A 25837-nucleotide genomic window follows, 5' to 3' on the forward strand; every position below is an offset into this window, starting at 1 on the left:
CGCCCGCGGAAACCGTCGGCCCCGTCTGGCACTCTTGCTGCCATGGCCCAGCGGAAACTGTCGGCCCCGTCTGGCACTCTTCCTGCCATGGCCCAACCGCTCAAGGACCTGATCAACGAACGCTCCGTCGGCCTCCTGGCCGACGGGGTGGCCGCCGCGTGGTCCCCCTTCCCGCGCGACCGCTTCGTCACCGACTCCCTGAGCGGCCTGCCCGGTCTCGAGCTGAAGGACCGGGTCCGCCACGTCGCCGGCTGCCTCCACGCCGGTCTGGCGTTGCCCTTCCCGCAGGCCGCCGCCGTGCTGGCCGACGCCGCCCGTGCGGTGCCGCTCGACCTGTGGAGCGGCTGGCCCGCGACCGACTACCTCGCGCTCCACGGCCTCGACCATCTCGACGCCGCCATGTCCGCCATCGCCGTGCTCACGCCCCACTCCACCGGCGAGTTCGCCGTCCGCCCCTACCTCACCGCCCACCGTGAGGCCGCGCTGCGGATCATGTACGGCTGGGCCGAATCCCCCGACGAGCACCTGCGCCGTCTGGCCTCCGAGGGCACCCGGCCCCGCCTGCCCTGGGGCGCCCAGGTTCGCTGGCTCATGGAGCCCGGCCCGACCCTGCCCCTGCTCGGGCTGCTGCGCGACGACCCGAGCGAGTACGTCCGCCGGTCCGTCGCCAACCACGTCAACGACTTCGCCAAGACCCACCCCGAGCGCACCCTGGAGCTCCTGGGCGGCTGGCGGGACGCCGGCGGCTCGCACGTCGAGCGGGTGTTGCGGCACGCCCTGCGCGGCCTGCTCCGCTCCGGCCACCCCGGCGCCCTCGACCTCGTCGGCGCCGTCCCCGGCAACGGCGTCATCGACTCCTTGTCGCTGGCCGGAGACACGGTCGCCGTCGGCGACTCCCTCCCCTTCACCGTCGTCCTGCGCGCCGACGGGCCGGGGCCGCTCATCCTGAAGTACACCGTCACCCGTGACGGCTCCCGCCGCACCTTCCACCTCGCCGAACGCCTCGCCACGACCCGCGGCGAGACCTTCACCGTGCGCAAGCGCCACTCCTTCCGCCCCGTCACCACCCGCCAGGAAGCCCCCGGCCCCCGCACGCTGGACATCATGGTCAACGGCCGCCTCCGCGCCACCGCCCGCTTCACCCTCACCCCGGCCTCAGGCGCCTGACCTCACTTCGTGAACCGCTCGTCCAGGACTTCCAGGTCGGCCAAGGCGCGGTCCACTTCGGCGGCGCCGTCCAGGGTCGGGTCGTCGGCCCAGTCGAACCACACGGCCGAGATCACGCCCATGATCGCTCCGGTGACCGCTCGCAGGTCAACGGGGTCTCGGGACAGGCGTTCGGCGAGGATGGTCCGCAACGAGGTGCTTGCTGAGGTGATGTTCCGCAGGCTGGCGGACCAGAGCTCGGGCACGGTGATCATGAGGAGCTCGCGTTCCACGCTCTCGGCGAGGTGGTCGGGGTCCTGTTCGGCGGTCACGGTCCGGATCGCCTGCCGTACCGCGGCCACGGGGCCCAGCTCGGGCGGCGCGGCGCGGAGGGCGGCGGTGAAGGCGGGCAACTGGTCGACCAGGACGAGGTCTTCCTTGGACGGGAAGTAGCGGAAGAGCGTGCTGGGCGAGACCTCGGCCGCCTCGGCGATCTGCTCGACGGTGGTCGCGGCGTAGCCGTGTTCGCGGAAGAGCCGGAGCGCGGCACGCTGGATGAGCGCCCTGGTCTGGGCCTTCTTGCGCTCCCGGAGAGTCATGGAGTGAATTGTCCTCCCCTTGTTCAGAGGATGGCGAGGGGGTTGATCGGGCTGGCGGTGCCGCCGACCAGGCGGAGGGGGGCGAGTACGAACACGAACTCCGTCCTGCCGGTGGCGGCGAGGTCTTCCAGCCAGAGGAGTTCGGCCAGGTGGATGCCGTGGCGGTGCAGGAGGATGAGGTGGAGGTCGTCCTCCAGGGGCTCGTCGGCCAGGCCCTGGGGGTTCAGGCCGCCGATGGCGGCGTTGTCGCAGGCCACCACCGCCACGTCACGTTCGGTCAGCCAGCGGGCGGCGTCCGCGGCCAGACCGGGCTGGCCGTCTCGGGAGTAGGCGTCGGGTGAGCGGTCCCAGACCTGCGGCCAGCCGGTACGGATCACCACCGCGTCCCCAGGACCCACTGCGACCGCGGCACCCCTCGTGGTCGGTGGACCCGCTTCTACCCCACCACTCACCGCACCCTCAGGGCCCGCCGCCTCCCCGGCACCACCCGCCGCGGCGTGGCTCTCCGTGCCTCCGGGGCCTCCAGCGAGCTCGGCGCCACCCGCCCCCGCCCCTGGGTGCTCGGCCATCTCGGTGAGGAGGGTGGCGGAGATCCGGAAGTCGGCGGGGAGGTGGTCGAGGCCCAGGTAGGCGGGGACGTCGAAGAAGACGCCGCGGGTGACGACGCCGCCGACGTGTTCGATGCCGCAGCGGCGGGCGCCGTAGGAGTGGACCTGGGCGGCGGGGTGGCCGTTGTACAGCTCGTCGCCGGACCACATGTGGCAGAGGGCGTCGAGGTGGGTGGTGGTGCCGTGCGGGGAGACGATCAAGGTGTCGTCGGCCATGCGGAGCCCGGCGCCGACGGGGCGGGTCCCGGCGGCGAAGTCGGCGCCGTCGATGGACATGTAGTGCTGCGGCTCGGGGCGGCCGGGCAGGCGGGGGCGGCCACGGCGGATGGGCATGCCGAGGCTGAGCACCTCGCCGGTAACCGCGTGGGACAGGGCGGCGAGGACGTGGGGGCCGGTGAGCAGGTTGAGGGTGCCCCGCTGATCCTCTGGGCCGAAGCGGCCCCAGTTGTTAGGCTCGTGAACCAAGTAAGCGCTCGCTTCCACGTGGAGGAGATGGGTGAACGGCTACTGCGACCCCCGGTTCGCGAAGGTGCGCGAGGTTTTCGAGCAGGGCTTCACCGATGGGTCCGAGCTGGGGGCCGCGGTCGCGGTGTACCTGCGCGGGGAGCCGGTCGTGGATCTCTGGTACGGCACGGCGGACCGGCACACGGGCCGGGAGTGGGCGGAGGACACCCCGGCCTACGTGTACTCCTGCACCAAGGCGGTGACGGCGACCGTACTGCTGATGCTGGTCGAGCGGGGGCTGGTCGAGGTCGGGGCGCCGGTGGCGACGTACTGGCCGGAGTTCGGGAAGCCGGAGATCACGGTCGAGCACGTGCTGAGCCATCAGGCGGGGCTGCCGGTGCTCGACGGGGTGGTGCCGGTCGAGGAGTTCGAGGACCAGGCGGCCATCGCGGCGCGGCTTGCCGTACAGACGCCGTTGTGGGAGCCGGGGACTGCGCACGGGTATCACGCGCTGACCTACGGGTTCCTGGTGGGTGAGGTGGTGCGGCGGGTCACCGGGAAGTCGGTGGGCGAGCTGGTGGCGGCCGAGATCGCCGGGCCGTACGGGCTGGAGATGTGGCTGGGGGCGCCGGACGAGGTGATCGGGCGGGCGGCCCGGCTCACCGCCTCCGCCCGGGGCACCACCCCCGGTGGTCCCGCACCCACGACCCGGCCGACCGTCTCCGGCCCCGGAGACACAGGTGCGACCCGCCCCGCAGCGGCCACCGATGGGCCGGCCGGCGGGGTATCGGTGGGCGGCGGGTCGGCGGGGGCTGCGGTTGGGGGTGCTGGAGAAGGGCTGGTGGAGCGGATGGCGAGGGCGTTCGCTGATCCGCAGAGCCTGGTCAATCGGGCGCTGGGGAACCCCGACATGCAGAAGTTGCCCGGTGGGGCCAACCATCCGGTGATCATGCGGTCGGGGTGGCCGGCGGCGGGGATGGTGGCGACGGCGCGGGGGCTGGCGGGGTTCTACCGGGCGTTGCTCGCCGGGGAGATCCTCGCGCCCGAGACGCTGGCCGAGGCGATGCGGCGGCGGGTGCAGGGGCCCGATGAGGTGCTGCTGGTGGACAGTTCGTTCGGGCTGGGGTTCATGCGGCCGTCGATGGGGTTCCTGGTGCCGAGGGGCGGTGCGGAGGGGGCGTTCGGGCACACCGGGATGGGCGGGTTTCTGGGGCTCGGCGATGTACGGCATGGCCTGGCTGTGGGGTACACGCCGAATCGGATGGCGAACGCGGCCTCGGGTGGGCTGCGGGCCTACCGGCTGCTGGAGGCGGTCTACGCGGCACTGTGATCCCGACGGGTTCATTGCATCGTCACGCCGCCGCTCACGGAGAGGGTTTGGCCGGTGATGTAGGCGGCTCGGGGGGTGCACAGGTAGGCGACCAGGCCGGCGACGTCCTCCGGGGTGCCCAGGCGGCGCAGCGGGATGGTGCGGGTGAGCTTGTCGACCAGGCCGGGGTGCTGGTCGGAGACTCGGCGCAGCATGGGGGTGTCGGTGGGGCCGGGGCAGACGACGTTCGCGGTGATGCCGTCGCGGGCCACCTCTCTGGCCAGGGATTTGGCCAGGCCGAACAGTCCGGCCTTGGTGGCCGCGTAGGCGCCCTCGCCGCCCGAGCCGGCGCGGGCGCCGTCGGAGGAGATGAACACCAGGCGGCCCCAGCCTCGGCGGGTCATCGACGGGAGCAGGAGCTTGGTGAGGAGCATGGGGCCGCGCAGGTTCACCTGCCACATGAGGTCCCAGGCGGCGGGGTCGGAGGTGGCGAAGGGTTCGACGACGGAGACGCCGGCGTTGTGGATGAGGATGTCGACGCCTTCGCCGGTCTGGGCGCAGAAGTGCTCGATGGAGTCGGGGTCCCGCAGGTCGAGGGGCAGAAAGCGAGGCATCAGGTCGGGGGCGGTGGGGGTGAGGTCGGCGACGATCACTTGGGCGCCGAGGGCGGTGAGGTCGCGGGTGATGGCGGTGCCGATGGCTCCGGCGCCGCCGGTGACGACGGCGGTGTGGCCGTCGAGGCGCAGGCCGTCCATCAAGCCGAGGCGCGAGCCGTCCATCAGCGGGTCACCTCGGCGGCGGACCAGTCGGCCAGGAGGGCGGCGGTGGTCGTACGGGTGGCCAGCAGCGAGACGGTGTGCTTGAGGACCGCGAGCGCGTACTCCCGGGGCATCCCAGAGACCGCGTCCTCGACCACGGTGACCCGGTAGCCGAGGTTGACCGCTTCCAGGGCCAGCCCGGGGATGCCGAGGTTGAGCGAGACGCCGAGCGCGACGACGTGCCGGACGCCGAGGGCGCGCAGGCGGGCGTCGAGGGTGGTGCCGGTGAAGGGCGAGAAGCCGTGGTAGCGCCGGCTCTCCAGGTCGCCGGGCCCGAGCAGTTCGGGCAGGACGTCCACGGCCGGGGTGCCTTCGAGCATGTGCGCGGGGTCCCGGAGGAGGCGCACGATGAAGGGGCAGTTGTCGGTGTGGGTCCCGGCCCGGTCGGCGCGGAAGGCGGCGGTGCAGTGCACGACCGGGATCCCGCGGGCACGGGCGGCGGTCAGCAGGGCGGCGGAGTTGGGGATCAGGCCAGGCCAGCACAGGTCCGGGAAGCTCCCGAGGACGCCGCGCTGCATCTCCATCACGAGGACCGCCACCGCGCCGCTCATCACAGTCTCCCTAGCGCTTGCTTGGCAACACCGCTCAGCCTAGCTCACGACTACATACCGTGAAATATGGACACTCGTGACAACCAACAGTGGGAGTGAGACCGTCGAATCCACGACGGGTGAACTCGCTTGGGGGTTGATCTTGGTCCCGGGGTACCGAGAAGTGCGGCAGCTGGGCGCCGGCCACACCGGCAGGGTGTTCCTCGCGACCTACCAGGAAACCGGCGCCTACGTGGCGATCAAGTACCTCAACGCCGCCCTGCGCCGCGACCCCGACTTCATGGCGCGGTACGCCGCCGACACCCCCCACCTGGTCGAACTCGACGACGAGAACGTGGTCCGCTTCTACGAGTACGTGGAGACCCCCACCCGCGCCGCCGTGGTGATGGAGCTGGTGGACGGCGTCTCCCTGCGCACCCTGCTGACCGAGCACGGCAGGACCGGCCCCGAAGCGGCCCTGGTGGTGCTGAAGGGCACGCTCCTGGCCCTGGCCGCCGCGCACGCGAAGGGCGTGGCGCACCGCGACGTCAAGCCGGAGAACGTGCTGGTCCAGGCGGACGGCACCAGCAAGCTGGGCGACTTCGGCGTGGTCGGCTACGTCGAGGAGCCGGACGTGCCGCAGGGCACCCCGGCCTACCTGGCCCCCGAGGCGTGGCGGCAGGGCGGCGGCAGCATGCGGGCCGACCTCTACGCGGCGGCGTGCCTGCTGTTCGAGTGCGTGATGGGCCGCGTGCCGTACCGAGGGAGCACCACGGAGGTGCGCGACAAGCACCTGGACGCGCCGGTGCCGCTCGAACTGGTCCCGGACACGCTGCGCGACCTGCTGCGCCGGGGGCTGGCGAAGGACCCGGCCGGCCGGTACGGCTCGGCCATCGAGTTCGCCGCCGAGCTGGAGGAGGACGCGCTCGCCGGCTACGGCCCGGACTGGGAGAAGCGCGGCAGGAGACACCTCGGGGAGCTGGCCACGATGCTGGCGCTGCGCTTCCCGCTGGCCGATCCGAGCGTGCGCGCCGATGCGGGGGCGGCGGAGACGGCGGTGCTCCGGCGGCGGCAGCGCACGTGGGTGAGCATGGTGCCGCGGATGCCGCCGCACCTGTGGATCGCGGGCGGGGCGGTGACCGCGATGCTGGTCGGGCTGCTGATCACCCGCGGGGACCTGCCGGAGGGGCCGTTCCTGATGCCGCCGCCGGAGTCGCCGCACCAGATCGGCACGCATGTGCCGTCCGCGTCGCGGAGCGCGGCCTTACCGCCGGGGCAGAGCTCCGGGCCGACCAGGCGTACCCGTGTCCCCACGACGTCGACGCCGCCCGCGCGCCCTTCCGGGACCCGTCAGCCGACGTCGGATTCGGGCGGCGTGCCCACCCCGACCCAGGCGCGGCCCACGCCCACCCCTACGGCGAGCCGTACGCCGCCGGCCGGGCGTCCGGCGGTGCGCTCGGCGAGCATCACCCGGTGGAGCGGGACCACCGGGTCGGTGCGGGTGTCGGCCACCAACGGCGGGCCGGTGCGGCTCAAGGTGTCCTTCACCCGGCGGGAGGGCGAGCTGGCGGCGCAGATCGTGGCCACGCAGACGCACACGCTCACCGGTGAGACCGCCTACACCCGGACCATCTCCCACAACCTGGGCGAGGTGCCGTGCGGGCGGCGGGCGTGGTTCGGGATGACGGTGGCCACCGAGCCGGTCTCGGCCAACGGGCCGCAGGTGAGCGAGATCGCCGTCGACGGGCCGGCCTGCGCCACCCCGCACCTCAGCCCGCCGCCCCCGACCGCCGGGGCCAAGCCGACCTCCACCCAGCAGGAGGCCGCGGGCAGCCCCGACCTCGAGGCCGTCCGCCCCACGCCCTCCACGGACGCGGACGCCGCCCCCGACGTGAGCATCCCCCCGGAAGACTGACCCCCGGAAGCCCGAGAAGCCGGGAAGCCCGGGAAGCCCCGAAGGCCCCTCCAGCAGAACACCGCTCCCCCGCCCACCCGGCCCTTGTTCGCCAACCAAGCGTGCGCTAGCTTGGCAAGCGATGGACGCCTACTGGGCCGCCTGCGCGCGCGGCGAACTGCTGGTCCAGCGCTGCCTGTCCTGCGACCGCCGGGTCCACCTCCCCGCCGACGACTGCCCCTCCTGCGCCGGCGAGCTGCGTTTCGAGCCGGTCTCGGGCGAGGGCACGATCTGCACCTACACCGTCGTGCACCGCACCTTCGCCGAGGGGTTCGCCGTGCCGTACGTCCTGGCCTGGGTGGACCTGCCGGAAGGGGTCAGAGCCTTCGGCCAGGTCGTGGAGTGCCCGCCGGAACGGCTCAGGATCGGCCTGCCGGTCCGCGTCACCTTCCTGGACGACCTGCCGCACTGGAGGCCCGCGTGAAGCTGGGGAACGTGCTCATCCCCGTCGCCGACCTGGACGAGGCGATCGCCTTCTACGGTCTGCCGGTCAAGTTCAGGGACGGCGACCGCTTCGCCGCGCTCGACGGCGGCGGCGTCACCGTCGCGCTGGCCGGGCCGGGCGAGCACCTGCTGCCGGCCGCCGCCCCCGCCTACAAGGTCACCGGCCTGGAGCAGGCCGTGGCCGGTTTCGTGGCGCGCGGCGCGACGGTCGAGCGCGAGCCGGAGAGCGGCCCGCACGAGCTGCGGGCGGCGCTGCGCGACCCCGACGGCAACCTCTTCGTGCTGTACGAGACTTTCTGAAGAAGGCGGAGGCGTCCATGCGCAACCCCTACGGGAACTACGGTCACACGATCCTCACCGCGGGCGCGCTCCGCACGCCGGACCGCGTCGCGCTCACCTACTGCGGCGAGCAGTCCTTCACCTACGCGGAGCTGAACGCCGCGGTCAACCGCCGCGCCCACGCGCTGAGCGCGGCCGGGATCCGGCCCGGCCGGCGGGTGGCCGCTCTGCTCAACGAGACGCTCCAGGTCGCCCAGCTCTACCTCGCGCAGGCCAAGCTGGGCGTGGTCACCGCCGCGCTGAACCCGTACTGGCCGGTGGAGGTGCTGCGGGCCGTGGTGGCCGCCTCGGGCTGCACGGCCTTCGTGTACGACTCGACCGTGGCGGGCGTCGTCGAGCAGATCAGGCCGGACCTGCCCGGCGTGACCACCTGGCTGGACGCCGCGGACCTCGACTCGGGCGACGAGTCGGAGCCGGAGCTGTCCGGCTTCCACGACGACCCGGTGGCGCTCTACTACACCTCCGGCACGAGCACCGGCCTGCCGAAACCGGTGGTGCACACGCACGCCTCCTCGATCGCCACCGCGCAGATCTGGCTCGACGTGCCGCGGGCCGAGGACTCGGTCTTCGGCACCGGCGCGATCATCTGGGGCATCGGCTTCCCGGCGATCGTCGGGCCAGCGCTCTACGCGGGCATGCGGCTGGTGCTGGAGCAGGACTGGGGGCCGGCCAACTTCCTGCGCGTGGTGCCGCGCGAGCGGGTCACGCACGTCTCGCAGATCCCCAGCTTCTACGCCGCCCTGCTCGGCACGGCCGAGCACGAGGCGGCCGACCTGTCCTCGCTGCGCGTGATCATGCTCGGCGGCGAGCCGCTGACCGCGCCCATGCTCGCCCGCATCAAGGACCGCCTGCCGGACGCGGGCGTCTACTCCTACTACGGCCAGACCGAGGCGCCCTACACCTGCATGGGCCGGGTGGACGACGGCTCGACCCCGCTCGGCTCCTCCGGCCGGGCACGGACGGGCAACGCGGTGAAGATCACCGGTCCGGCGGGTGAGCGGCTGGTCGGGCAGACCGGCGAGATCAACCTGGCCGGACCGCACCGCATGGCCGGCTACGACGGGCTGCCGGACAGGACCGCCGAGGTGCTGCGCGACGGCTGGTTCGTCGGCGGCGACCTCGGCGTCCTGGCCGAGGACGGCGTGCTGACCGTGCTGGGCCGGCGCGAGGACGCCATCCTGAAGGGCGGCCGGTGGAGCCAGCCCGCCGCCGTGGAGGAGGCCGCCGCCGCGCTCGACGCGGTCGCCGAGGCCGGCGCCGTGGGCGTGCCCGCGCACGCCGAGGGCGGCGAGGCGGCCGAGCAGAAGATCCTGGTGGCCGTGGTGCCGCGCGCCGGGCACTCGCTGGACCCCGCCAAGCTGGCCGTCGCCCTGGCCGAGACCCTCCCCGCGCACCAGCAGCCCGACCACATCGTCGTCGCCGAGTCGCTGCCGCACTTCGAGGACGCCTCGGGCGGCCCGGGCAAGCTGCTGCGCCGGGAGATCCGGGACCTGTATGGCCACCTGGTCTGAGCCGGAGGTCAAGGCGCTGCTGAGGGCGGCGGGGATCGCCGTCCCGCGCGGCGTGCGCGCGCTGGAGGAGGTGGCCGGGCTCACCGAGCCGCTGGTCCTGAAGGCGGTCGGGCCGCTGCACAAGTCCGACGTCGGCGGCGTCCGGCTCGGCCTGAGCGCCGCCGAGGTGCCCGAGGCGCTGGCCGGGATGCGGGCGCGCGGCGTGCCCATGGACGGCTTCCTCGTCGAGGAGCAGGCCGCGCCGGGCGTCGAGCTCCTCGTCGGCCTGGTCCGCGACCCCGGTTTCGGTCCCGTCCTGGTCGCCGGACTGGGCGGCGTCTGGGCCGAGCTGCTGCGTGACACCTCGCTCCGGCTCTGTCCCGTCTCGTACGGCGACGCCGAGGCGATGCTCGCCGAGCTGCGCGGCGCTCCACTGCTGTCGGGCTATCGCGGCGGCGCGGCGGTCGACGTCGAGGCGGTGATCCGGCTCCTGCTGGCCGTGGGCGGCCCGGGCGGGTTGTGGGAGCGGCTGGACCTGGGCGAGTTCGAGCTGAACCCGGTCATCGCGAGCGCGTCGGGCGTGGTCGCCGTGGACGCCCGCTACCTGCCCGCTCCCGCGCCGGCTCGTGCGGAGCCGCCGGTCAGCGACTTCACCGCGCTCTTCGAGCCGCGCCGGGTCGCCGTGGTGGGCGCCTCCACGACCAGGCCGGGCTTCGGGAACATGTTCCTCGGCTTCTACCGGGACGCCGGGCTGCCGGTGGTGGCGGTGCATCCGACCGCGACCGAGGTGGACGGGGTGCCTGCCGTACCGACCCTGGAAGGGGTGGACTACGCGCTGGTCGCGGTGCCCGCCGAGCGCTGCCCCGACCTCGTACGGCAGGCGAGCGGCGTGCCGTACGTGCAGGTGATGAGCGGCGGCTTCGCCGAGGCCGGCCGGCCCGACCTGGAGGCCGAGCTGGCGGCGGCGGCCCGCGAGGCGGGCACCCGCCTGCTGGGCCCGAACTGCCTGGGCGTCTACTCCCCGCGCGGCCGGCAGACCTTCCTCGGCGGCGGGTTCGGCGAGCCCGGCGGCATCGCGCTGATCTCGCAGAGCGGCGGCCTGGCCGGCGAGGTGATCCGGGTCGGCGAGCAACGCGGCCTGCGCTTCGGCCGGGTGGCGACGGTGGGCAACTCGGCCGACGTGACCCCAGCCGAGCTGCTCGCCTGGCTGGCGCGCGAGCCCGAGACCACGGCGATCGGCCTCTACCTGGAGGACCCGCGCGACGGCCGGGCCCTGGCCGAGGCGCTGGCGGGCTGCCGGGTGCCGGTGGCGCTGCTGGTCGGCGGGCGCACCGGGCAGGGCCGGCGGGCCGCGGCCTCGCACACCGGCGGGCTCGTCGGCGAGGGCCGGGTGTGGGAGGCGGTGGCCGCCCAGACCGGGACGGCGCTGGTGGGCAGCCAGGACGAGCTGATCGGCGCGCTGCTGTACTTCCAGGCCCACGCGCACGCCACGGGCGGCGACGGCGTGCTGGTGGTGGGGCCGAGCGGCGGGGCGAGCGTGCTGGCCGCCGACGCCTTCGACCGCGCCGGGCTCGCCCTCGGCCCGCTGCCCGAGGCGGTCCTGCCCGCCCTGCGCGCGCTGGGCCTGGGCGCCGGCAGTTCCCTCGCCAACCCGCTGGAGATCCCGGTCGGCCCCCGGGCCAGGCCGGACCTGGTACGGGAGACCATCGAAACGATCCTGCGCCATCACCCCTACCGCGACGTGGTGGCGCACGTGAACGTGCAGAGCTTCTTCACCTACGGCGACGCCGCCGAACCCCTCTACGCCTACGCCGGCCACCTGGCCAAGGTCGCCGGCGCCCGGCTCACCCTGGTCACCCGCAACGCCGAGGTCGCGCCGGCCGGCGTCGAGCAGCGCGTGCGGGAGCTCGTCGCGGGCGTGCCCGTCTACCGGTCGATGGAGGCGGCGGCCGCGGCCGTCGCCGCGGGAAGGAGCATCTGATGGGACTGCTGGACGGCAAGGTGGCGCTGGTCACCGGCGGAGCCAGGGGCATGGGCGAGGCGCACGTGCGGCTCTTCCTGCGGGAGGGCGCCCAGGTGGTCTTCGGCGACGTCCTGGAGGCGGAGGGCAAGGCGCTGGCCGCCGAGACCGGGGCGCTGTTCGTCCGGCACGACGTGACCCGGCCCGAGGAGTGGGAGCGCGCGGTCGGCGCGGTGGTCGAGGCGCACGGCCGGCTCGACGTGCTGGTGAACAACGCGGGGATCCTGAAGTTCGCCACCATCGAGGAGATGGCGGTCGAGGACTTCGACCGGGTGCTGAACGTCAACCTGCGCGGCGCGTGGCTGGGGATCAAGGCGGTGATCGGGCCCATGCGCGCGGCCGGGCGCGGCTCGATCGTGAACATCTCCTCCATCGAGGGCTTCATCGGGGCGGCCGGGCTGTCGGCGTACTCGGCCTCCAAGTTCGCGCTGCGCGGGCTGACCAAGGCCGCCGCGCGGGAGCTGGCGCAGGACAAGATCCGGGTGAACAGCGTGCACCCCGGGGCGGTCAACACCGCGATGGCCGCCGATCCGGCGGTGGCGGCGGCGATCGACCTGGAGGCCTTCGCCCGGTCGATGGTGATCAAGCGCTTCGCCCGGCCGGAGGAGGTCTCGCACCTGGTCGCGTTCCTGGCCTCCGACCGGTCGAGCTACTGCACCGGCAGCGAGTTCACCGTGGACGGCGGTCTCACCACCGGCGCGGGCTACTAGCCGGCGCTCAGGTCAGGCCCAGCTTGGCCGCGCGCACCCCGGCCTGGAAGCGGCTCCCGGCCCCGAGCAGGGCGGTCAGCTCGCCGACCACGCGGGTGACCGTACGCGGGGAGACGCCGAGCGCGCGGGCGATGGCGTCGTCCTTGGAGCCGGAGGCGAGCAGGCGCAGGACCGCGCGCTGCTGCTCGGTCAGGTCGTCGCCGACAGCGGCGCGCGGCACGTCCTTGGGCTCGGCGGCGGTCATCCAGCAGTAGTCGAAGAGCGCGGCCAGGGAGGCGACCAGCAGGCGGCCCTCGATCAGCAGCGCCCCGGCCGCGATGTCGCCGGGCACGGCCTCGACGACGGCGAGGACGCGGTCGATCACGATCATCCGGACCGGCACGACGGCCGAGGTGCGCACCTCCACGCCCACGTCGAGCATGCCCTGGATGTGCTCGCGCGCCAGCGGCACGTGCAACTGGCCCTGGGTGTGCAGGTTGCGGACCCGCACCCCGCGCCCGACCGCCTCGGCGTCCTCCGCGCGCGAGCGGGCCAGCCGCTTCGGCGACCAGCGGTGCCACGGGTACGGCGGGTGCATGCTCATGATCTCTTCGGTGCTGCGCGCGGTCGCCGCGCGCAGCCTGGTGCGCATGGCCTCGGTCTCGGTCCTGGTCCCGGGGTAGAAGTCCACGCGGACGTGCTCGTTGTCGCCGCCGGTCAGGCTCACGTAGTCGGTGAGCGCCCGCGAGGCGGCCCGCTGCTCGGCCAGCCGCCCGAGCAGGTCCTCACCGCCCGCCAGCATGCGGCGCAGCGCCGCCATGGCGTCGACGGCGACCTCCGCGCCCGGGTCGAGCAGGCCGAGTTCCGCCAGCCGCGCCCGGACCTGAGCGGTCTCGGCGGGGCGCAGCCCCAGCTCGCTCGCGGCCTCGGCGAAGGACAGGCTCCGCTCCCACATCCGCGCGTAGACCTGCCGGACCGTGCGTTCCTCGACCACATCGCTCCCTGTCCGCTTTCCGCCGTGGCGGGAAGCGGAAGCCCGTAGAAGTAGTGCCTTTCGCCGGCCGTACGGCAGGCTCTCAGCAGGGTAGGACGCGGCGTTCGCGGCCTTATACCCAACCCCTGTACGGCACCCACGGAGGAGCTTATGATCACACTTGAGCACAGCCTGGTCACCTACCGTGTCACCGGCCTGCGGGCCGGCGCCTGCGCGCACTGCGTCGAGACGGTGAGGCGGGAACTGGCGGCGATCCCCGGGGTCGTCGGGGTGGACGTCAACGCGGCGCTGGGCCGGGTGAGCGTCCTGACCGACGGGCCGGTCGAGGAGAGCTTCGTGCTGGCGGCGATCGAGGACGCCGGCTGCGAGGCCGGCCGCGTGCCGGTCTGGCACAGCTAGACGGGCGGCGCCGGGTTCAGCGGCGGCGGCGCTTGGCCACCTCGTCCGGGTCGATGGCGGTCCAGCCGGCGGCGAGCTCCAGGGAGGGCGTCCGGCCGCTGACCACGTGCCTCAGCGCCACGGCCGCCGCCCGCTCGGCCGCCCCGGCGGCGATCGCGTCGAACAGCTCGTGGTGCTCGGCGCACTGGCGGGCCTGGTCGCGCTCGAAGGTCAGCCGGAACAGCCAGCGCAGCCGCGCCTCCAGCGGTCCCATGAGCTCCACCAGCAGCGCGTTGCCCGAGGCCGCCACCACGGCGGAGTGGAACCCGGCGTTGGCCCGCGCGATGGCCCCGGCCTCGCCGCGGGCGGTCGCCGCGTCGGCCTCGGCCAGGGCGGCACGCAGGCGGGCCAGCGCCTCTTGGTCGGCCCGGCCCGCGGCCAGCCGGGCGGCCAGCACCTCCAGGCTCTCGCGCACGTCGAAGAAGTCGGCCACGTCGGCCGGGGTGAACGGGCTGACCAGCACGCCCTTGCGCGGCACGACCACGACCAGCCGCTCGGCCTCCAGGCGGCGCAGCGCCTCGCGCACCGGGATCCGCGAGACGCCGTGCTCGGTGGCCAGGTCGCGCTCGACCAGCCGCTCGCCGGGCTGGAGCACACCCTCGACGATGTGCTCCTTCAGCGTCTCGTAGACCGTTGACATGGGATAACGGTATACCGCGATCAGCGCCAGGAGGTCGGCGTGATGAACAGGCCGCTCGCCTCGACCAGCGGGGTGCCGTCGGGCAGCGCGATGCGGCCCTCGGCCCACGTCTTGCGGCCCTCCGAGCGGGTGTGCTCCGCCGTCGCCAGGAGCGGCCTGCCGTACGGCACGAGCCGCAGGTAGCGCAGCGTGAGGGTGCCGGTCATCCCGGCGAAGCCGGCGTGCGCGACCGCCTGGCCGAGCAGGTGGTCGAGGATCATGGCGCTGATGCCGCCGTGCACGCCGTCCGGCGGGCCCTCGTGCAGCGGGCGGAAGACCACCTCCGCACGGGCGCCCCGGTCGCCGAGCTCGACGACGAGCGGGAGGGCGTGCGGGTTCGCGCCGCCGGTGACCGCGTTGCCGAGGTGGCGGAGCGAGCCGTCGGGCGCGATCTCGAACGGCTGCGGGCTCGTGCGGGCGCGGGCGCCCAGGCGGGCGGTGAGCTCGGCGAGCGCGGCGGTGACCGCGGCCAGTTCGCCCTCCTCGACGTCGGTGAGGGCGACGGCGTCCATCAGGTCGCGGGTCTGCTGGGCGAGCACGCAGTGGGCGGCCAGGCGGGACTCGGGGGTGAGCTCCATGGTCATGGCCTCATTCTAGAACGCGTTCTACCGAATCGGGTTCGGAACATGGGTCGCAGGGGTCACAGGTAGATCTTTTGTGGATTTTCCAGCTAATTTCCGGCATATCTGGCAAGCTCTTGACCTGCGGTTATCCCCCACGCTCGGCCATGGGACTTTCTTGGTTCTTGCTTGACCTGGTGTTTCGTCCAGGTAGCCTCCCGAATCACGGAAGTCACAGGCTGCCCGGAAGGTCCCCCACACCTCGATGACCCCAGAGATGCAAAAGTACATCGAGCTCCTGGAAAGCGAGCTCGGGTACGCCGAGAAGGCCGGCGCGTACACCAAGTTCGGCGACTGGTACGGGAAGAACGTCGAGTTCGACGCCGACTACACCTCCGCCCCCTGGTGCGACATGTACCTCTCCTGGGCCGCGCACAAGCTCGGCTACGAGGAGTGGATCGGGCAGTTCGCCTGGACCGTCGCACACGCCGAATGGTTCAAGGAGCAGGGCGCCTGGGGCTCCAAGCCCAAGCCCGGCGCTTTCGTCTTCTACGACTGGAGCGGCTCCGACGAGATCGACAACATCGACCACGTCGGCATCGTCACCCGGGTCGAGGGCGGGCGCATCCACACCATCGAGGGCAACATCGACGGCGGCGTCGCCAAGCGCAAGGAACGCGCCACCGACAAGGTCGTGGGGTACGGCTACCCGGAGAAGATCAAGGCCAGGCTCGACGCCGAGGCCGCTCCGCAGCAGCAGGAAGGCACCCTGCCGCCGGACACCGTCCTCGACCAGCAGGGCCTCACGAACGACCTGACCGCGCGCATCCCGCGGGTCAACCAGGCCCCGGAGAGCGCCGAGCCGGCCGCCGACCCGGCCCCGGTGACCGCCGCCGCCCCCAAGGCCGCCCCCTCCGCCGGCCCTTCCGCCGCCGCGCCCGCCTCGGGCACCTCGACGGGCTCCTCCGGGGCCCCGGTCTCGGCGGGCGCCAAGAAGGGCAAGCACGCCAAGCCCGGCAGCGCCGAGACCGTCGCCCCCGCGCAGGAGGCGATCACCCAGCCGCTGCCCGCCGTGGTGGACGCCGCCGCGCACACCCCGGTCATGCCCACGCTGGACAGCCCGGCCCTGGTGGGCACGGCCGTCGTCGCCGCCCTGGCGGTGCTCGCGGTGGCCAAGACCCGGCAGATGCGGCTGCGGCTGGCCGCCGCCGGTCCGCTCGCGCCCGAGACGCCCGTCCGCGGCCGCCGTCGCCGCAAGCCCGCCACGGCCCGCCGGGCCGTCCCCGAGCTGGCCACCACCATTCCGGCCGAGCTGGCCACCACCGACCCGGCCACCCTGTCGGCCGGCGACCTGGCCGCCCTCACCGCGACCGACCTCACCCCCGCCGACCTCACCCCCGCCGACCTGGCCGGTGCCGGGGCGGTGGCCTCGGGCGGGCCCGCGGTCGAGCTGTCGGCGGCCGATCGGGCCCTGCTGGACACGGCCGGGACGCCGGACATCTCCACCCTGGAGACGCCCGTGCTGGCCGACCTCGCCCCGCTGGACCTGTCCCGCCTGCGGGCCCCGGTGTTCTCCGCCCCCGTCCCAGAGGACGTGGCCGACGACGGGGCCGACGACGGGGCCGCGCCGGGCGAGACCACCGCGACGTTCGACGCCTTCGGGGCGGCCAGCGGACGCGGCACCTCGTTCCGGAGGCTCGACGCCGACGACCTGGCCCCGGTCCTGCCCAGGAGCGAGGAGGCGGCCTCCGCCTACCGGGGCCGCCGCCGCAAGCGCGCCGACCACCCGGCCGAGGAACGCGCCCCGTTCCAGGCCAGCGTGCCGCCCCGGGGCCGCCGCCACCGCCTCCTGGACCACGTACCGGACACCACCACCCCGCGCGACTCCCGCCACCCGCAGCACCCGCACGACTCCCGCCGGGCCGAGCGGGCCGAGCGGGCGGGCGCGGACGGGTTCCGGCAGGACGCCCCGTTGCGGGGCCGCCGCCACCGAGCCCTCAGCCCGTCGAGCTGACCGGCCCCTCCGGGGTCCGGGCGACGCCGTACTCGGCCGCGAAGGCGGCCAGCCGGGCCACCGCGTCCCGGCTGCGCCGCCATGGCCGCACGATGAGCCGCTCGACCCCGAGCGCCGCCCATCGCCCGACCTCCTCGGGCGAGGCCAGTTCGTAGGCGTGCGCGGTGACCGGCACCGCCCCGAGCCGGGCCAGTTGCGGCCGGATCGACTCCAGGGTGTGCGGCATGCTGAGCCACCCGTCGCAGGCGGCCGAGCCCGCCCGCCGGAGCGCCGCGGCCGACTCCCCTCCGGCCAGCACCGGCAGCCGCGCCTGCACCGGTTTGGGCTCGAAGGCGACCTCGTCGAACCCGTAGAACCGCCCCCGGTGCGCGATCAGCGGCTCGGTCCACAACCGCCGGGCCACCTCCAGCGCCTCGTCCAGCCGGGCTCCGCGCTCGGCGAAGGGCACCCCGGCGGCGTCCCACTCGCCGCGGTACCACCCGGCGCCCACCCCGCACACGGCCCGCCCGCCGGACACCACGTCCAGCGTGGCGAACGCCCTGGCGGAAACCAGCGGGTGCCGCAGGGCGAACAGGTGCACCGCGGTCCCGAGCCGCACGTGCCGGGTCAGCCCGGCCAGCCAGCAGAGGTAGGCGGGCGCGTCGAACAGCGGCGTGCCGGGCCGGATCCCCGGATCGGACGAGCCCGGGTAGACCGAGGCGCCCAGATCGGTGCCGAACACCAGGTGTTCCGGCAGCCAGACCGACTCGAAGCCCAGCTCGTCGGCCGCCACCGCGACGTCCCGCCAGGCCGCCGGATGGACCAGCCCGAGCGGCACCCCGTACTTCACGGCCACCGCCCCTCGCCGTTCGCGGAGCCCGGCAGCAGCTCCCGGATCCGCGCCCGGTGCTCGGCCGGGCTGCCGTGCGCCGCCGACAGGGCCCAGACGCGGGCCAGCCAGTGCCGCAGGGGCAGCTCGTGGGTGTAGCCGATCGCCCCGTGCACCTGCAGCGCGCTCCCGGCGGCCAGTTCGGCGGCCTCGCCCGACGCCGCCTTGGCCGCGCTGACGTCCCGCTCCCCCAGGGACAGCGCCGCCCGCCACACCAGGGGCGCGGCGAACTCCACCGCGAGGGCCACGTCCGCCAGGCGGTGCTTGACCGCCTGGAACGAGCCGATCGGGCGGCCGAACTGCACCCGCTGCCGGGCGTACTCGACCGAGGTGGCCAGCAGGTGCCGTGCCAGGCCGAGGAGCTGGGCCGCCGTCGCCACGGTGAGCGCCCGCCACATGTCCGGTACGGCGACGCCGCCCGTCCCGGTCGCCTCGACCTCGAACAGGGGGCGCCCGGGGTCGGCCGACGGGTGCGGCGCCAGCCGTACCGACTGGGGGGAGAGCACCGCCGCCGAGCCCGCGGGCCCGGCGAGGACGAGCAGGTCGGCCAGGTCCGCGTCGGCGACGCGGGCCGCCCCGGCGGCCACCCGCAGCTCTCCCGCCGCGACCCGCGCCAGCTCACCCCCGCCCAGCACGTACGGCGAAGCCACCAGCGTGTCGATCACCGGCCCGGCCACGCACGCCCGCCCGGCCTCCTCCACCGCGGGCAACGCGTCGACCAGCCGCAATCCCAGCCCGCCGTACGCCTCGGGCACGAGCAGCCCGAAGAACCCCGCGCCGGCCAGCCGCGCCCACGCCTTGTCCCCCCGCACCCCGTGCTCGGCGGCGAGCACCTCCCGCACGAGCGCGGCGAAGGCGAGCTGGTCGTCGGTGAAGGCGAAGTTCATCGCGGCAGCCCCAGCACCCGCTCGGCGATGATGCCGCGCTGGATCTCGTTCGTCCCGGCGTAGATCGGCCCGGCGAGCGCGAACAGGAAGCCGTCGAACCAGGGCGTCCCGGCGGCCCGCTCGCCGAGCAGGTCGCGGGCCAGCGCGTGCATGCGCAGGTCGAGCTCCGACCAGAAGACCTTGCCGAGGCTGGCCGCCGGCCCGATCTCCGCACCCGCCATCAGCCGCCGCGCGGTGGCGAAGGTGTGCAGGCGGTAGGCCTCGGCGTCGATCCAGCAGCGGGCGGCCCGGTCGGCCAGCACGGGGTCGGCTCCGGCGGCCAGCTCGACCAGGCGGTCGGCGGTCGCCAGGAAGCGGCCGGGGCTGCGCAGGCTGAGGCCGCGTTCGGAGGAGGTGGTGGCCATGGCGATGCGCCAGCCCTCGCCGGGCTCGCCGACGACCATCGAGTCCGGGACGAACAGGCCGTCGAAGCGGAGTTCGGCGAAGCCGTGCTCGCCGTCGAGCTGGGCGATGGGCCGGACCTCGACCTCCGGCTCGTCCAGCGGGAACAGGAAGTAGGTCAGGCCGCGGTGGCGTTCGCCGGAGGTGCGGAAGAGGCCGAAGCCGTGGCTGGCGTAGGCGGCTCGCGAGCTCCACGTCTTGTGCCCGGTGAGCCGCCAGCCGCCCGGGACGCGCTCGGCGCGGGCGGTCAGGGCGGCCAGGTCGCTGCCGGCCTCGGGCTCCGACCAGGCCTGGGCCCAAATCTCGTCGGCTCGGGCCATGCCGGGCAGCCAGCGGGCGCGCTGGCCGGGGGTGCCGAAGGCGAAGAGCGTGGGGGCCAGCAGGACGATGCCGTTCTGGCTGACCCGGCCGGGTGCGGCGGCGGCCCAGTACTCCTCCTCGAAGACGAGCCACTCGATCAGGCTCGCGCCGCGCCCGCCGTACTCGACCGGCCAGGAGACCGCCGACAGGCGGGCGGCGGCGAGCTCGGCCTCCCAGGCGCGGTGGGCCCGGAATCCGGCGGCGGTGTCCATGGAGGGCAGGACGCCGGGGTGGTGGGCGGCCAGCCAGTCGCGCACCTCGGCGCGGAAGTCCTGCTCGGCCGGGGTGAAGTCGAGATCCACTCAACCAACCTAGCGCACGCTTGGTTTACTGGCTAGCCGAGATAGGCGGCCCTGACGACCGGGTCCTCCCGGATCTGCGCGGGCGGGCCCGAGGCGATGACCTTGCCCAGGTCGAGCACGACGAGCCGGTCGCAGACGTCCATCACGAACCCCATGTCGTGCTCGACGAGCACCACCGTGCAGTCCAGCGCGGCGATGACCGCGCGCAACCTGGCCACCTGGTCGCCGTCGAGGCCCGAGGTCGGCTCGTCGAGCAGCAGCACCTCCGGCTCGCCCGCCAGCGCGCGGGCCAGCTCCACCAGCCGGCGGCGGCCGACCGGCAACGAGGCCGCATACGCGTCCCGCACCCCGGCCAGCCCGCAGAGCTCCAGCACCTCGGCCACCCGCCGCCCGCGCTCGCGCGCCAGCCGGGCCCGCGCCGGCCAGGCCACGAGGTCGGCGAGGAACGACTGCCCCTGCCACTCCGTCGCGGCCAGCACGTTCTCGGCGACGGTCAGCCGCCCGAAGACCTGCGTGCGCTGGAAGGTGCGCCGGACGCCCTGCCGGGCCCGGCGCACCGCCGGCAGCCCGGTCACGTCCCGGCCGCCGACCAGCACCCGCCCGGCCGCCGGGCGGCGCAGGCCCGAGACGACGTCGAACAGCGTGGTCTTGCCGGCGCCGTTCGGCCCGATGACCCCGCACACCTGCCCGGCGGGCACCTCGACGCTGACCCCGCTCAGCGCCCGCACCCCGCCGAAGTCGACCGAGATGCCCTCCATCGCCAGCGCGTTCACGTCGCCCCCAGGTAGGTCGCGGCCATCCGGGCCGGATCGACCTCGGCCCGCGGCCCCGACCAGACGATCCGGCCCAGCCGCATGAACGCCACCCGGTCGGCCAGGTCCAGCACCTCGCTCGCCTTCTCCTCCACCAGCAGCAGGGCCACGCCCCGGGCCCTGAGCTCGGCGAAGAGCTGGAAGACCTGCTCGACCACCAGGGGCGCCAGGCCCAGCGACGGCTCGTCGGCGATCAGCACGCGGGGCGGGCGCACCAGGGCGGGGGCCAGGGTGAGCAGTTGCTGCTCGCCGCCGGACAGCGCGCCCGCGAGCACGGTACGGCGGGCGGCCAGGGCCGGGAGGCGGTCGTAGACCTCGTCGGTGGCGCGCAGCCGGACGCGCAGGTTCTCCTCCACGGTCAGGCCGGGGAAGACGCCCCGGCCCTCGGGGGCCAGCAGGATGCCGGCGCGGGCGCGGCGGTGCGCCGGCCAGGCGGTCACGTCCACGCCGTCGAGCAGGACGCGCCCGGCGGTGGCGGGCAGGTCACCGGCGGCGACCGCGCACGTGGTCGACTTGCCGGCGCCGTTGGCCCCCAGCAGCGCCACCACCTCGCCCGCCCGCACGTCCAGAGTCACCCCGTGCAGCACTGCCGTGTCCCCATACCCGGCGGCGACGCCCGCGAGCCGGAACAACACCGGGCCGTCCCCCACACCAGCCACCCTGTCCGCCCGCACCAGCACGGGGCTGTCCCCTTGACCGGCCGCCTCGCCCGCGGGCGCGCTCACCGGCCCGGGGGCGGCGCGGTGGTGGCGGCGGCGGTAGCGGGCCTCGGCGAGCTGGGCCAGCACCCCGTCCGGATGCCGCGCCAGCACGATGCCGCCCGCGCCGAACAGGATCGCCCCGACCTGCGCCGAGACTCCCCAAGCCGCCAGCACCTCGGGGAACCCGGCCGCGATCAGCCCTCCGGCCACCGCACCCCCCACCCGCCGAACGCCCTGCAGCACCACCACGGCCAGCCAGACGAACCCGGCGAAGGCCGGCAGGTCGGTGGCCGTGATCGACCCCTTGGACACCGCGTACAGCACCCCGCCCAGCCCGGCGATCGCCGAAGCGAGCGCGAAGAGCAGCACCTTCGCCCGCGGCCCCGACAGCCCGGAGGTGGCCGCCGCGGCCGGCGCCGAGCGCACCGCTAGGATCGCCCGCCCCGACGCCGACCGCTCCAGGTTCCGGATGAGCAGCCCGACCAGCCCGATCAGCCCCAGCAGCAGGAGCACCCGAAGCTGCGGCGAGACGATCGGCGGCAGCGCCCAGCCGATCGTCCCGTTGCTGAAGGCGTCCACCTGGAAGAGCACCTGATCGGCCAGCAGAGCCAGCGCCAGCGTGGCCAGCGTCAGCACCCGTCCGCCGAGCCGTAGCGCGGGCAACGCCACCAGCATCCCCACCGCCGTCGCCGCCAGCACCCCGAGCACCGCCGCGACCACGAACGGCAGCCCGGACGAGAACGCCCAGCCGCAGGTCAGCGCGGCCATCGCCGCGAAGGACGCCTGAGCCAGGTTGACCATCCCGCCGATCCCGGTGACCACCACGAACGAGCAGAAGATCAACGCCAGCACCAGCCCCTGCGCCACCACCCCGGCGTAGTAGTCGGAGGTGGCGAAGGTGAAGACCAGCAGCACGGCCAGCCCGGCGAGCCACGGCGCCCGCCGCCGCCAGGGCGGCAGGTCCGCCAGGTGGTCCGGCGGCGGCGCGTCCTCGGCCACGCTGCCCGCCACCCGCTCCCGCGACCGGTTGAGCAGCACCAGCCCGGCGAACAGCAGGATCACCGGTACGGCGGTGCGCAGCCCGGTGACCTCCTGCAGCACGTCCGCGTACCCGGCCACCAGGTTCTGCACGACGCCCAGCCCGAGCCCGGCCGCGAACGTCCACGGGATCGACCGCAGCCGTCCGAAGACCGCCGCGGTCGCCGAGGTGAACAGCAGCACGGTGTAGGCGTGCGCGTCGAGCCCGAGGATCGGTACGGCCAGCACACCGGCCAGGCCGGCGAGCGCCGAGCTGAGCATCCAGGCGAGCGCCGAGGTGGCGTCCGGGTCGACGCCGCGCAGCCCGGCCAGGCGCCGGCGGTCGACGCAGGCCCGGGTGCGCAAGCCGTACGACGTGTGCCTGAGGAAGATCCACAACGCCAGGGCGGCGGCGGCCGCGAAGCCGAAGGTGAGGAGCTGGTCGCTGCCCAGCGAGACCACGCCCAGGTCCACGCTCGCCGGCGGCGCGGGGCCGAGGGCGCGCGGCTGGGCGGTCACGTCCACCGGCAGCAGGCCGAGCACCTCGACCGCGAACAGGCCCAGCGCCGGCAGCGCGATGGTCAGGCCGATGGTGCCGACGATCTGGGCGGTCTCGCCGGCGTTCGCCAGCCCGGCGAACATCGCGCGGTGCAGCAGGTAGCCCAGGCCCGGCGCGAACAGCCCGACCGCGACGAGCGCCGCCGCCCAGGTGGGCAGGCCCGCGCCGGCGTACAGCTCGTAGTACACCAGCGCGGCCAGGAAGCCGACGGCGCCGTGGGCGAAGTTGAACACCCCGGTCGCCGCGTAGGACAGGGTCAGCCCCGACCCCAGCACCGCGAAGACGGCGCCGGTGACCAGGCCGCTCAGGACCAGGCCGAGGATCACGGCTTGAGCGGCACGTTGGCGAAGCACTTCAGGTTCTTGGCCACCTCGAAGGCGCCACCGACGATCTTGACCAGCGCGCCGCAGCCGTTGGGCTCGCTGTGGTCCTTCGGGTAGGCGATGCGGCCGAACCCGGCGTTCTCGTAGGCGAAGCTGCCGTTGGCGGCGGCCAGGAAGCGCTCCCTGGTCAGGTCCTTGCCGGTCTGTTCGAGGATCTTCAGGAAGATGTCCGCCGACCAGTAGCCGATGGCCAGGTGCTGGGTGAGCCGGGTGCCGGGGGCGACCGCCTCGACGTCCTCGCGCAGTTGCGCGATCTCCGGCGCGGTGGACTCGAAGGGCTCGAACATCGGCGCGGCGATCACCCCGTCGAAGGCCTGGGCCTGCGCGGGGTCCTTGAGGATGTTGGCGTCGTAGCTGGTCGCGTCGGTCAGCACGCCGGTGTAACCGGCCTTCTTCAGCCCCGCGTACAGCCCGGCGTTGAACTTCGTGCCGGCGATCACGCTGACCACGACGTCCGGCTTCACCGCCATGATCTTGCTCACGTGCGGCAGCCAGTCCGGCGGCGGCGCGGCGCCCGGCAGACTGGAGTCGACGCCCGCGATGGTGAACCCGGCCGCCTCGAACGACTGCGCGATGGTCCTGCCGCCGTACTTGCTGCCGCTGGAGTCGGAGGTCTGCACCCACACCTTCTTGCCCTGCGCGCCGCCCAGCAGGTCGGCCATCTGCCGTCCCCACCAGGTCTGCGAGCCCGCGCCGGTCTTCGGGGCCAGGCAGCCGTTGTAGCCGAAACCGGTCTTCGTGCCGCACCACTGCGGCCCGGTCGCCCAGCCGAACCACGGCACGCCCTGCTGTTCCAGGAAGGCCGCGCCGCCGAAGTTGGGCGCGTGCACCGGGACCAGCGCGAAGACGCCGTCCTTCTGGACCAGCTTCTTCGCCGCCGCGTCGCCCTTCGCCGGGTCCTGGGTGTCGTCCTCGGCGCCCACGAACTCGATCTTGCGCCCGTGCACCCCGCCCGCCGCGTTGGCCCGCTCGAACCTGGCCCTCGCCCCGATCTCGGCGTCCTTGGTGGAGTAGCCGCTGGCGGAGGTCTTGGTGAGGACCCCGCCGACCTTGACGCTGCTCTCGCCGACCCCGCCCTGCTGGGCCCCACAGCCGCCCGCGGCCAGCACCGCGGCGACCAGCACGGCCACCACACGAACTCTCATCGCACCCCGCCGGTTTTGGCCTAGCGCTCGCTTGGTTTCCGTCAGCGTAGACCGGGGTTCCGGTTGTGCCAAGCAATTGCTTGCTAGCTCCCCTGGGTACGGCTAGCGTCACGGGCATGCTGACCCGCGCCGCCGTCCTGACCGCCTTCGACGCGCCCATGGCGATCCACGAGGTCGAGCTCGACGACCCCGGCCCGGGCGAGGTGCTGGTGCGCGTCAAGGCCTCGGGCGTCTGCGGCTCCGACCTCAAGGCGCTCCTGGGCAAGAGCCCGGTCGTCTCGCGCCTGCCGTACGTGCTGGGGCACGAGAGCGCCGGCATCGTCGAGAGCGTCGGCCCCGGCGTCACCACCGTCGCGCCCGGCGACCACGTCATCATCGCCATGAACGGCCCCTGCGGCGCCTGCCCGCGCTGCGGCGCCGGCGACTTCCACCTCTGCACCGGACCCGCCCGCCTCACCGCCATCATGGGCGGCCCCCCGCGCATGCGCCTCGACGGCGCCGAGGTCCGGCGCTTCATCGGCATCGGCTCCTTCGCCGAGCACGCCCTCGTCGCCGACGCCATGTGCGTCAAGATCCCGCCGCACGCCCCCTTCGCCGCCATGGCCCTGCTCGCCTGCGGCGTCATCACCGGCGTCGGCGCCGTCCTCAACGTCGCCCGCGTACGGCCCGGCTCCAGCGTCCTGGTCGTCGGCTGCGGCGGCGTCGGGCTCAACGTCATCCAGGGCGCCGTCCTCGCCGGGGCGACCACGATCATCGCCGCCGACGTCGCCGAGGCCAAGCTCAAGCTCGCCGCCCGCTTCGGCGCCACCCACACCGTGCCCGCCGACGCCCTTCCCGCCGACGTCGACTACGCCTTCGACGCCACCGGCGCCCCCGGCGTCCTGGCCCGTGCCTTCGCCGCCACCCGCCCCGGCGGGACCACCGTCATGGTCGGCAGCCCCCCGCGTGGCGTCCCCCTCGAACTCGACCCCGGCCTCCTGTTCGCCTCCCGCCGCCTCCTCGGCACCCAGGGCGGCGACGCCGTCCCCCGCCGCGACCTGCCCATGCTCGTCGACCAGTACCTCCTCGGCCGCCTCGACCTCGACGGCCTCATCTCGGCGCAGCTCCCCCTGGAAGAGCTCGACACCGCCTTGACCCACCTCCAGCACGGCTCCCTGGCCCGCACCGTCATCACCCTCTGACTAGTCGAGGCGCGCTTCGCGCGTGCAGGCTCGGACTCCCCTGATGGGGGAGCCCAGCTCCCCCAAACCCCCTGGCCGGGGGCCTCCCGGCCCCCGGACCCCCGGG

At 74.4% G+C, this 25837-nt stretch carries 24 protein-coding genes; 11 read left to right on the forward strand and 13 right to left on the reverse strand.

From position 1 onward, the window contains the following. Positions 1–87 precede the first annotated feature (87 nt). Positions 88–1167 (forward strand): DNA alkylation repair protein, encoded by a 1080-nt coding sequence (locus AB0I67_RS35395; protein WP_357932908.1) that lies wholly within the window; start codon positions 88–90, stop codon positions 1165–1167. Positions 1168–1169: 2 nt separating this feature from the next. Here AB0I67_RS35395 and AB0I67_RS35400 read toward each other — a convergent pair whose 3' ends face one another. After that, a complete protein-coding gene (locus tag AB0I67_RS35400; RefSeq protein WP_357932911.1) occupies positions 1170–1745 on the reverse strand; it encodes a TetR family transcriptional regulator in 576 nt (191 codons plus the stop codon). A 23-nt stretch (positions 1746–1768) separates the two neighbouring features. Continuing rightward, the gene (locus AB0I67_RS35405) at positions 1769–2818 is read right to left on the reverse strand and encodes a cyclase family protein (RefSeq protein WP_357932914.1); all 1050 of its coding nucleotides are present in this window, start codon (positions 2816–2818) and stop codon (positions 1769–1771) included. 31 nt (positions 2819–2849) lie between these two features. Between AB0I67_RS35405 and AB0I67_RS35410 the strand changes: the two genes are divergently transcribed. After that, positions 2850–4127: a serine hydrolase domain-containing protein gene (locus AB0I67_RS35410; protein WP_357932917.1), complete on the forward strand. Its 1278-nt coding sequence runs from the start codon at positions 2850–2852 to the stop codon at positions 4125–4127. A gap of 11 nt (positions 4128–4138) precedes the next feature. Here AB0I67_RS35410 and AB0I67_RS35415 read toward each other — a convergent pair whose 3' ends face one another. After that, entirely contained in the window at positions 4139–4885 is a 747-nt protein-coding gene (locus tag AB0I67_RS35415) for an SDR family NAD(P)-dependent oxidoreductase (protein WP_357932919.1), read from the reverse strand. After that, positions 4885–5475, reverse strand: coding sequence for a cysteine hydrolase (locus AB0I67_RS35420; RefSeq protein WP_357932922.1), 591 nt, complete (start codon positions 5473–5475; stop codon positions 4885–4887). Before AB0I67_RS35420 ends, AB0I67_RS35415 begins: the two co-directional genes overlap by 1 nt. 163 nt (positions 5476–5638) lie before the next feature. On the opposite strand from AB0I67_RS35420, the gene AB0I67_RS35425 reads away from it, so the two are divergent. The 6 genes from AB0I67_RS35425 to AB0I67_RS35450 all read left to right on the forward strand — a co-directional run bounded on the left by AB0I67_RS35425 (position 5639) and on the right by AB0I67_RS35450 (position 12411). Continuing rightward, the gene (locus AB0I67_RS35425) at positions 5639–7369 is read left to right on the forward strand and encodes a protein kinase (RefSeq protein ID WP_357932924.1); all 1731 of its coding nucleotides are present in this window, start codon (positions 5639–5641) and stop codon (positions 7367–7369) included. A gap of 121 nt (positions 7370–7490) precedes the next feature. Next, positions 7491–7832 (forward strand): OB-fold domain-containing protein, encoded by a 342-nt coding sequence (locus AB0I67_RS35430; protein ID WP_357932926.1) that lies wholly within the window; start codon positions 7491–7493, stop codon positions 7830–7832. Next, on the forward strand, positions 7829–8152 hold the full coding sequence (locus tag AB0I67_RS35435; RefSeq protein WP_357932929.1) for a VOC family protein: 324 nt from the start codon (positions 7829–7831) through the stop codon (positions 8150–8152). Before AB0I67_RS35430 ends, AB0I67_RS35435 begins: the two co-directional genes overlap by 4 nt. Before the next feature lie 17 nt (positions 8153–8169). Then, complete coding sequence (locus AB0I67_RS35440) at positions 8170–9702, forward strand: class I adenylate-forming enzyme family protein (RefSeq protein ID WP_357932932.1); 1533 nt, start codon at positions 8170–8172, stop codon at positions 9700–9702. Continuing rightward, positions 9686–11662: an acetate--CoA ligase family protein gene (locus AB0I67_RS35445; protein WP_357932934.1), complete on the forward strand. Its 1977-nt coding sequence runs from the start codon at positions 9686–9688 to the stop codon at positions 11660–11662. The genes AB0I67_RS35440 and AB0I67_RS35445 overlap by 17 nt, the downstream gene beginning before the upstream one ends. Beyond that, positions 11662–12411, forward strand: a complete 750-nt coding sequence (locus AB0I67_RS35450; protein WP_357932937.1) for a glucose 1-dehydrogenase — start codon at positions 11662–11664, stop codon at positions 12409–12411. Before AB0I67_RS35445 ends, AB0I67_RS35450 begins: the two co-directional genes overlap by 1 nt. Positions 12412–12418: 7 nt before the next feature. Here the strand turns inward: AB0I67_RS35450 and AB0I67_RS35455 are convergent, their stop codons facing one another. Further along, complete coding sequence (locus AB0I67_RS35455) at positions 12419–13384, reverse strand: helix-turn-helix transcriptional regulator (protein WP_357932940.1); 966 nt, start codon at positions 13382–13384, stop codon at positions 12419–12421. Between the two features lie 150 nt (positions 13385–13534). Here AB0I67_RS35455 and AB0I67_RS35460 point away from each other — a divergent pair, with 150 nt between their 5' ends. Beyond that, positions 13535–13783 carry a heavy metal-associated domain-containing protein gene (locus AB0I67_RS35460; protein ID WP_357932942.1) on the forward strand — a complete coding sequence of 83 codons (249 nt, stop codon included), beginning with the start codon at positions 13535–13537 and terminating at the stop codon, positions 13781–13783. Between the two features lie 16 nt (positions 13784–13799). On the opposite strand, the gene AB0I67_RS35465 is transcribed toward AB0I67_RS35460, so the two are convergent. After that, entirely contained in the window at positions 13800–14462 is a 663-nt protein-coding gene (locus AB0I67_RS35465; RefSeq protein WP_357932945.1) for a GntR family transcriptional regulator, read from the reverse strand. A gap of 20 nt (positions 14463–14482) precedes the next feature. Then, positions 14483–15085, reverse strand: a complete 603-nt coding sequence (locus AB0I67_RS35470; protein ID WP_357932948.1) for a PaaI family thioesterase — start codon at positions 15083–15085, stop codon at positions 14483–14485. A gap of 253 nt (positions 15086–15338) precedes the next feature. Here AB0I67_RS35470 and AB0I67_RS35475 point away from each other — a divergent pair, with 253 nt between their 5' ends. Continuing rightward, positions 15339–17075: a CHAP domain-containing protein gene (locus AB0I67_RS35475; RefSeq protein WP_357932951.1), complete on the forward strand. Its 1737-nt coding sequence runs from the start codon at positions 15339–15341 to the stop codon at positions 17073–17075. Here AB0I67_RS35475 and AB0I67_RS35480 read toward each other — a convergent pair. From AB0I67_RS35480 to AB0I67_RS35505, 6 genes are read right to left on the reverse strand one after another with little or no spacing between them, the layout of a single operon-like run. After that, on the reverse strand, positions 17059–17904 hold the full coding sequence (locus AB0I67_RS35480) for a TIGR03619 family F420-dependent LLM class oxidoreductase (protein ID WP_357932954.1): 846 nt from the start codon (positions 17902–17904) through the stop codon (positions 17059–17061). The two genes, AB0I67_RS35475 and AB0I67_RS35480, sit on opposite strands and share 17 nt — an antisense overlap. Further along, positions 17901–18830, reverse strand: a complete 930-nt coding sequence (locus AB0I67_RS35485; protein WP_357932957.1) for an acyl-CoA dehydrogenase family protein — start codon at positions 18828–18830, stop codon at positions 17901–17903. The genes AB0I67_RS35480 and AB0I67_RS35485 overlap by 4 nt, the downstream gene beginning before the upstream one ends. Then, the gene (locus AB0I67_RS35490) at positions 18827–19933 is read right to left on the reverse strand and encodes an acyl-CoA dehydrogenase family protein (RefSeq protein ID WP_357932959.1); all 1107 of its coding nucleotides are present in this window, start codon (positions 19931–19933) and stop codon (positions 18827–18829) included. The genes AB0I67_RS35485 and AB0I67_RS35490 overlap by 4 nt, the downstream gene beginning before the upstream one ends. A gap of 32 nt (positions 19934–19965) precedes the next feature. Then, positions 19966–20706: an ABC transporter ATP-binding protein gene (locus AB0I67_RS35495; RefSeq protein ID WP_357932961.1), complete on the reverse strand. Its 741-nt coding sequence runs from the start codon at positions 20704–20706 to the stop codon at positions 19966–19968. Next, positions 20703–23375: an ATP-binding cassette domain-containing protein gene (locus tag AB0I67_RS35500; RefSeq protein WP_357932964.1), complete on the reverse strand. Its 2673-nt coding sequence runs from the start codon at positions 23373–23375 to the stop codon at positions 20703–20705. The genes AB0I67_RS35495 and AB0I67_RS35500 overlap by 4 nt, the downstream gene beginning before the upstream one ends. Next, positions 23345–24550, reverse strand: a complete 1206-nt coding sequence (locus AB0I67_RS35505; RefSeq protein ID WP_357932967.1) for an ABC transporter substrate-binding protein — start codon at positions 24548–24550, stop codon at positions 23345–23347. The genes AB0I67_RS35500 and AB0I67_RS35505 overlap by 31 nt, the downstream gene beginning before the upstream one ends. A 116-nt stretch (positions 24551–24666) precedes the next feature. Between AB0I67_RS35505 and AB0I67_RS35510 the strand changes: the two genes are divergently transcribed. Further along, positions 24667–25731 (forward strand): alcohol dehydrogenase catalytic domain-containing protein, encoded by a 1065-nt coding sequence (locus AB0I67_RS35510; RefSeq protein WP_357932970.1) that lies wholly within the window; start codon positions 24667–24669, stop codon positions 25729–25731. Positions 25732–25837 lie beyond the last annotated feature (106 nt).

It is taken from the genome of Nonomuraea sp. NPDC050310, assembly GCF_040655795.1.
Classification (GTDB): Bacteria; Actinomycetota; Actinomycetes; order Streptosporangiales; family Streptosporangiaceae; genus Nonomuraea.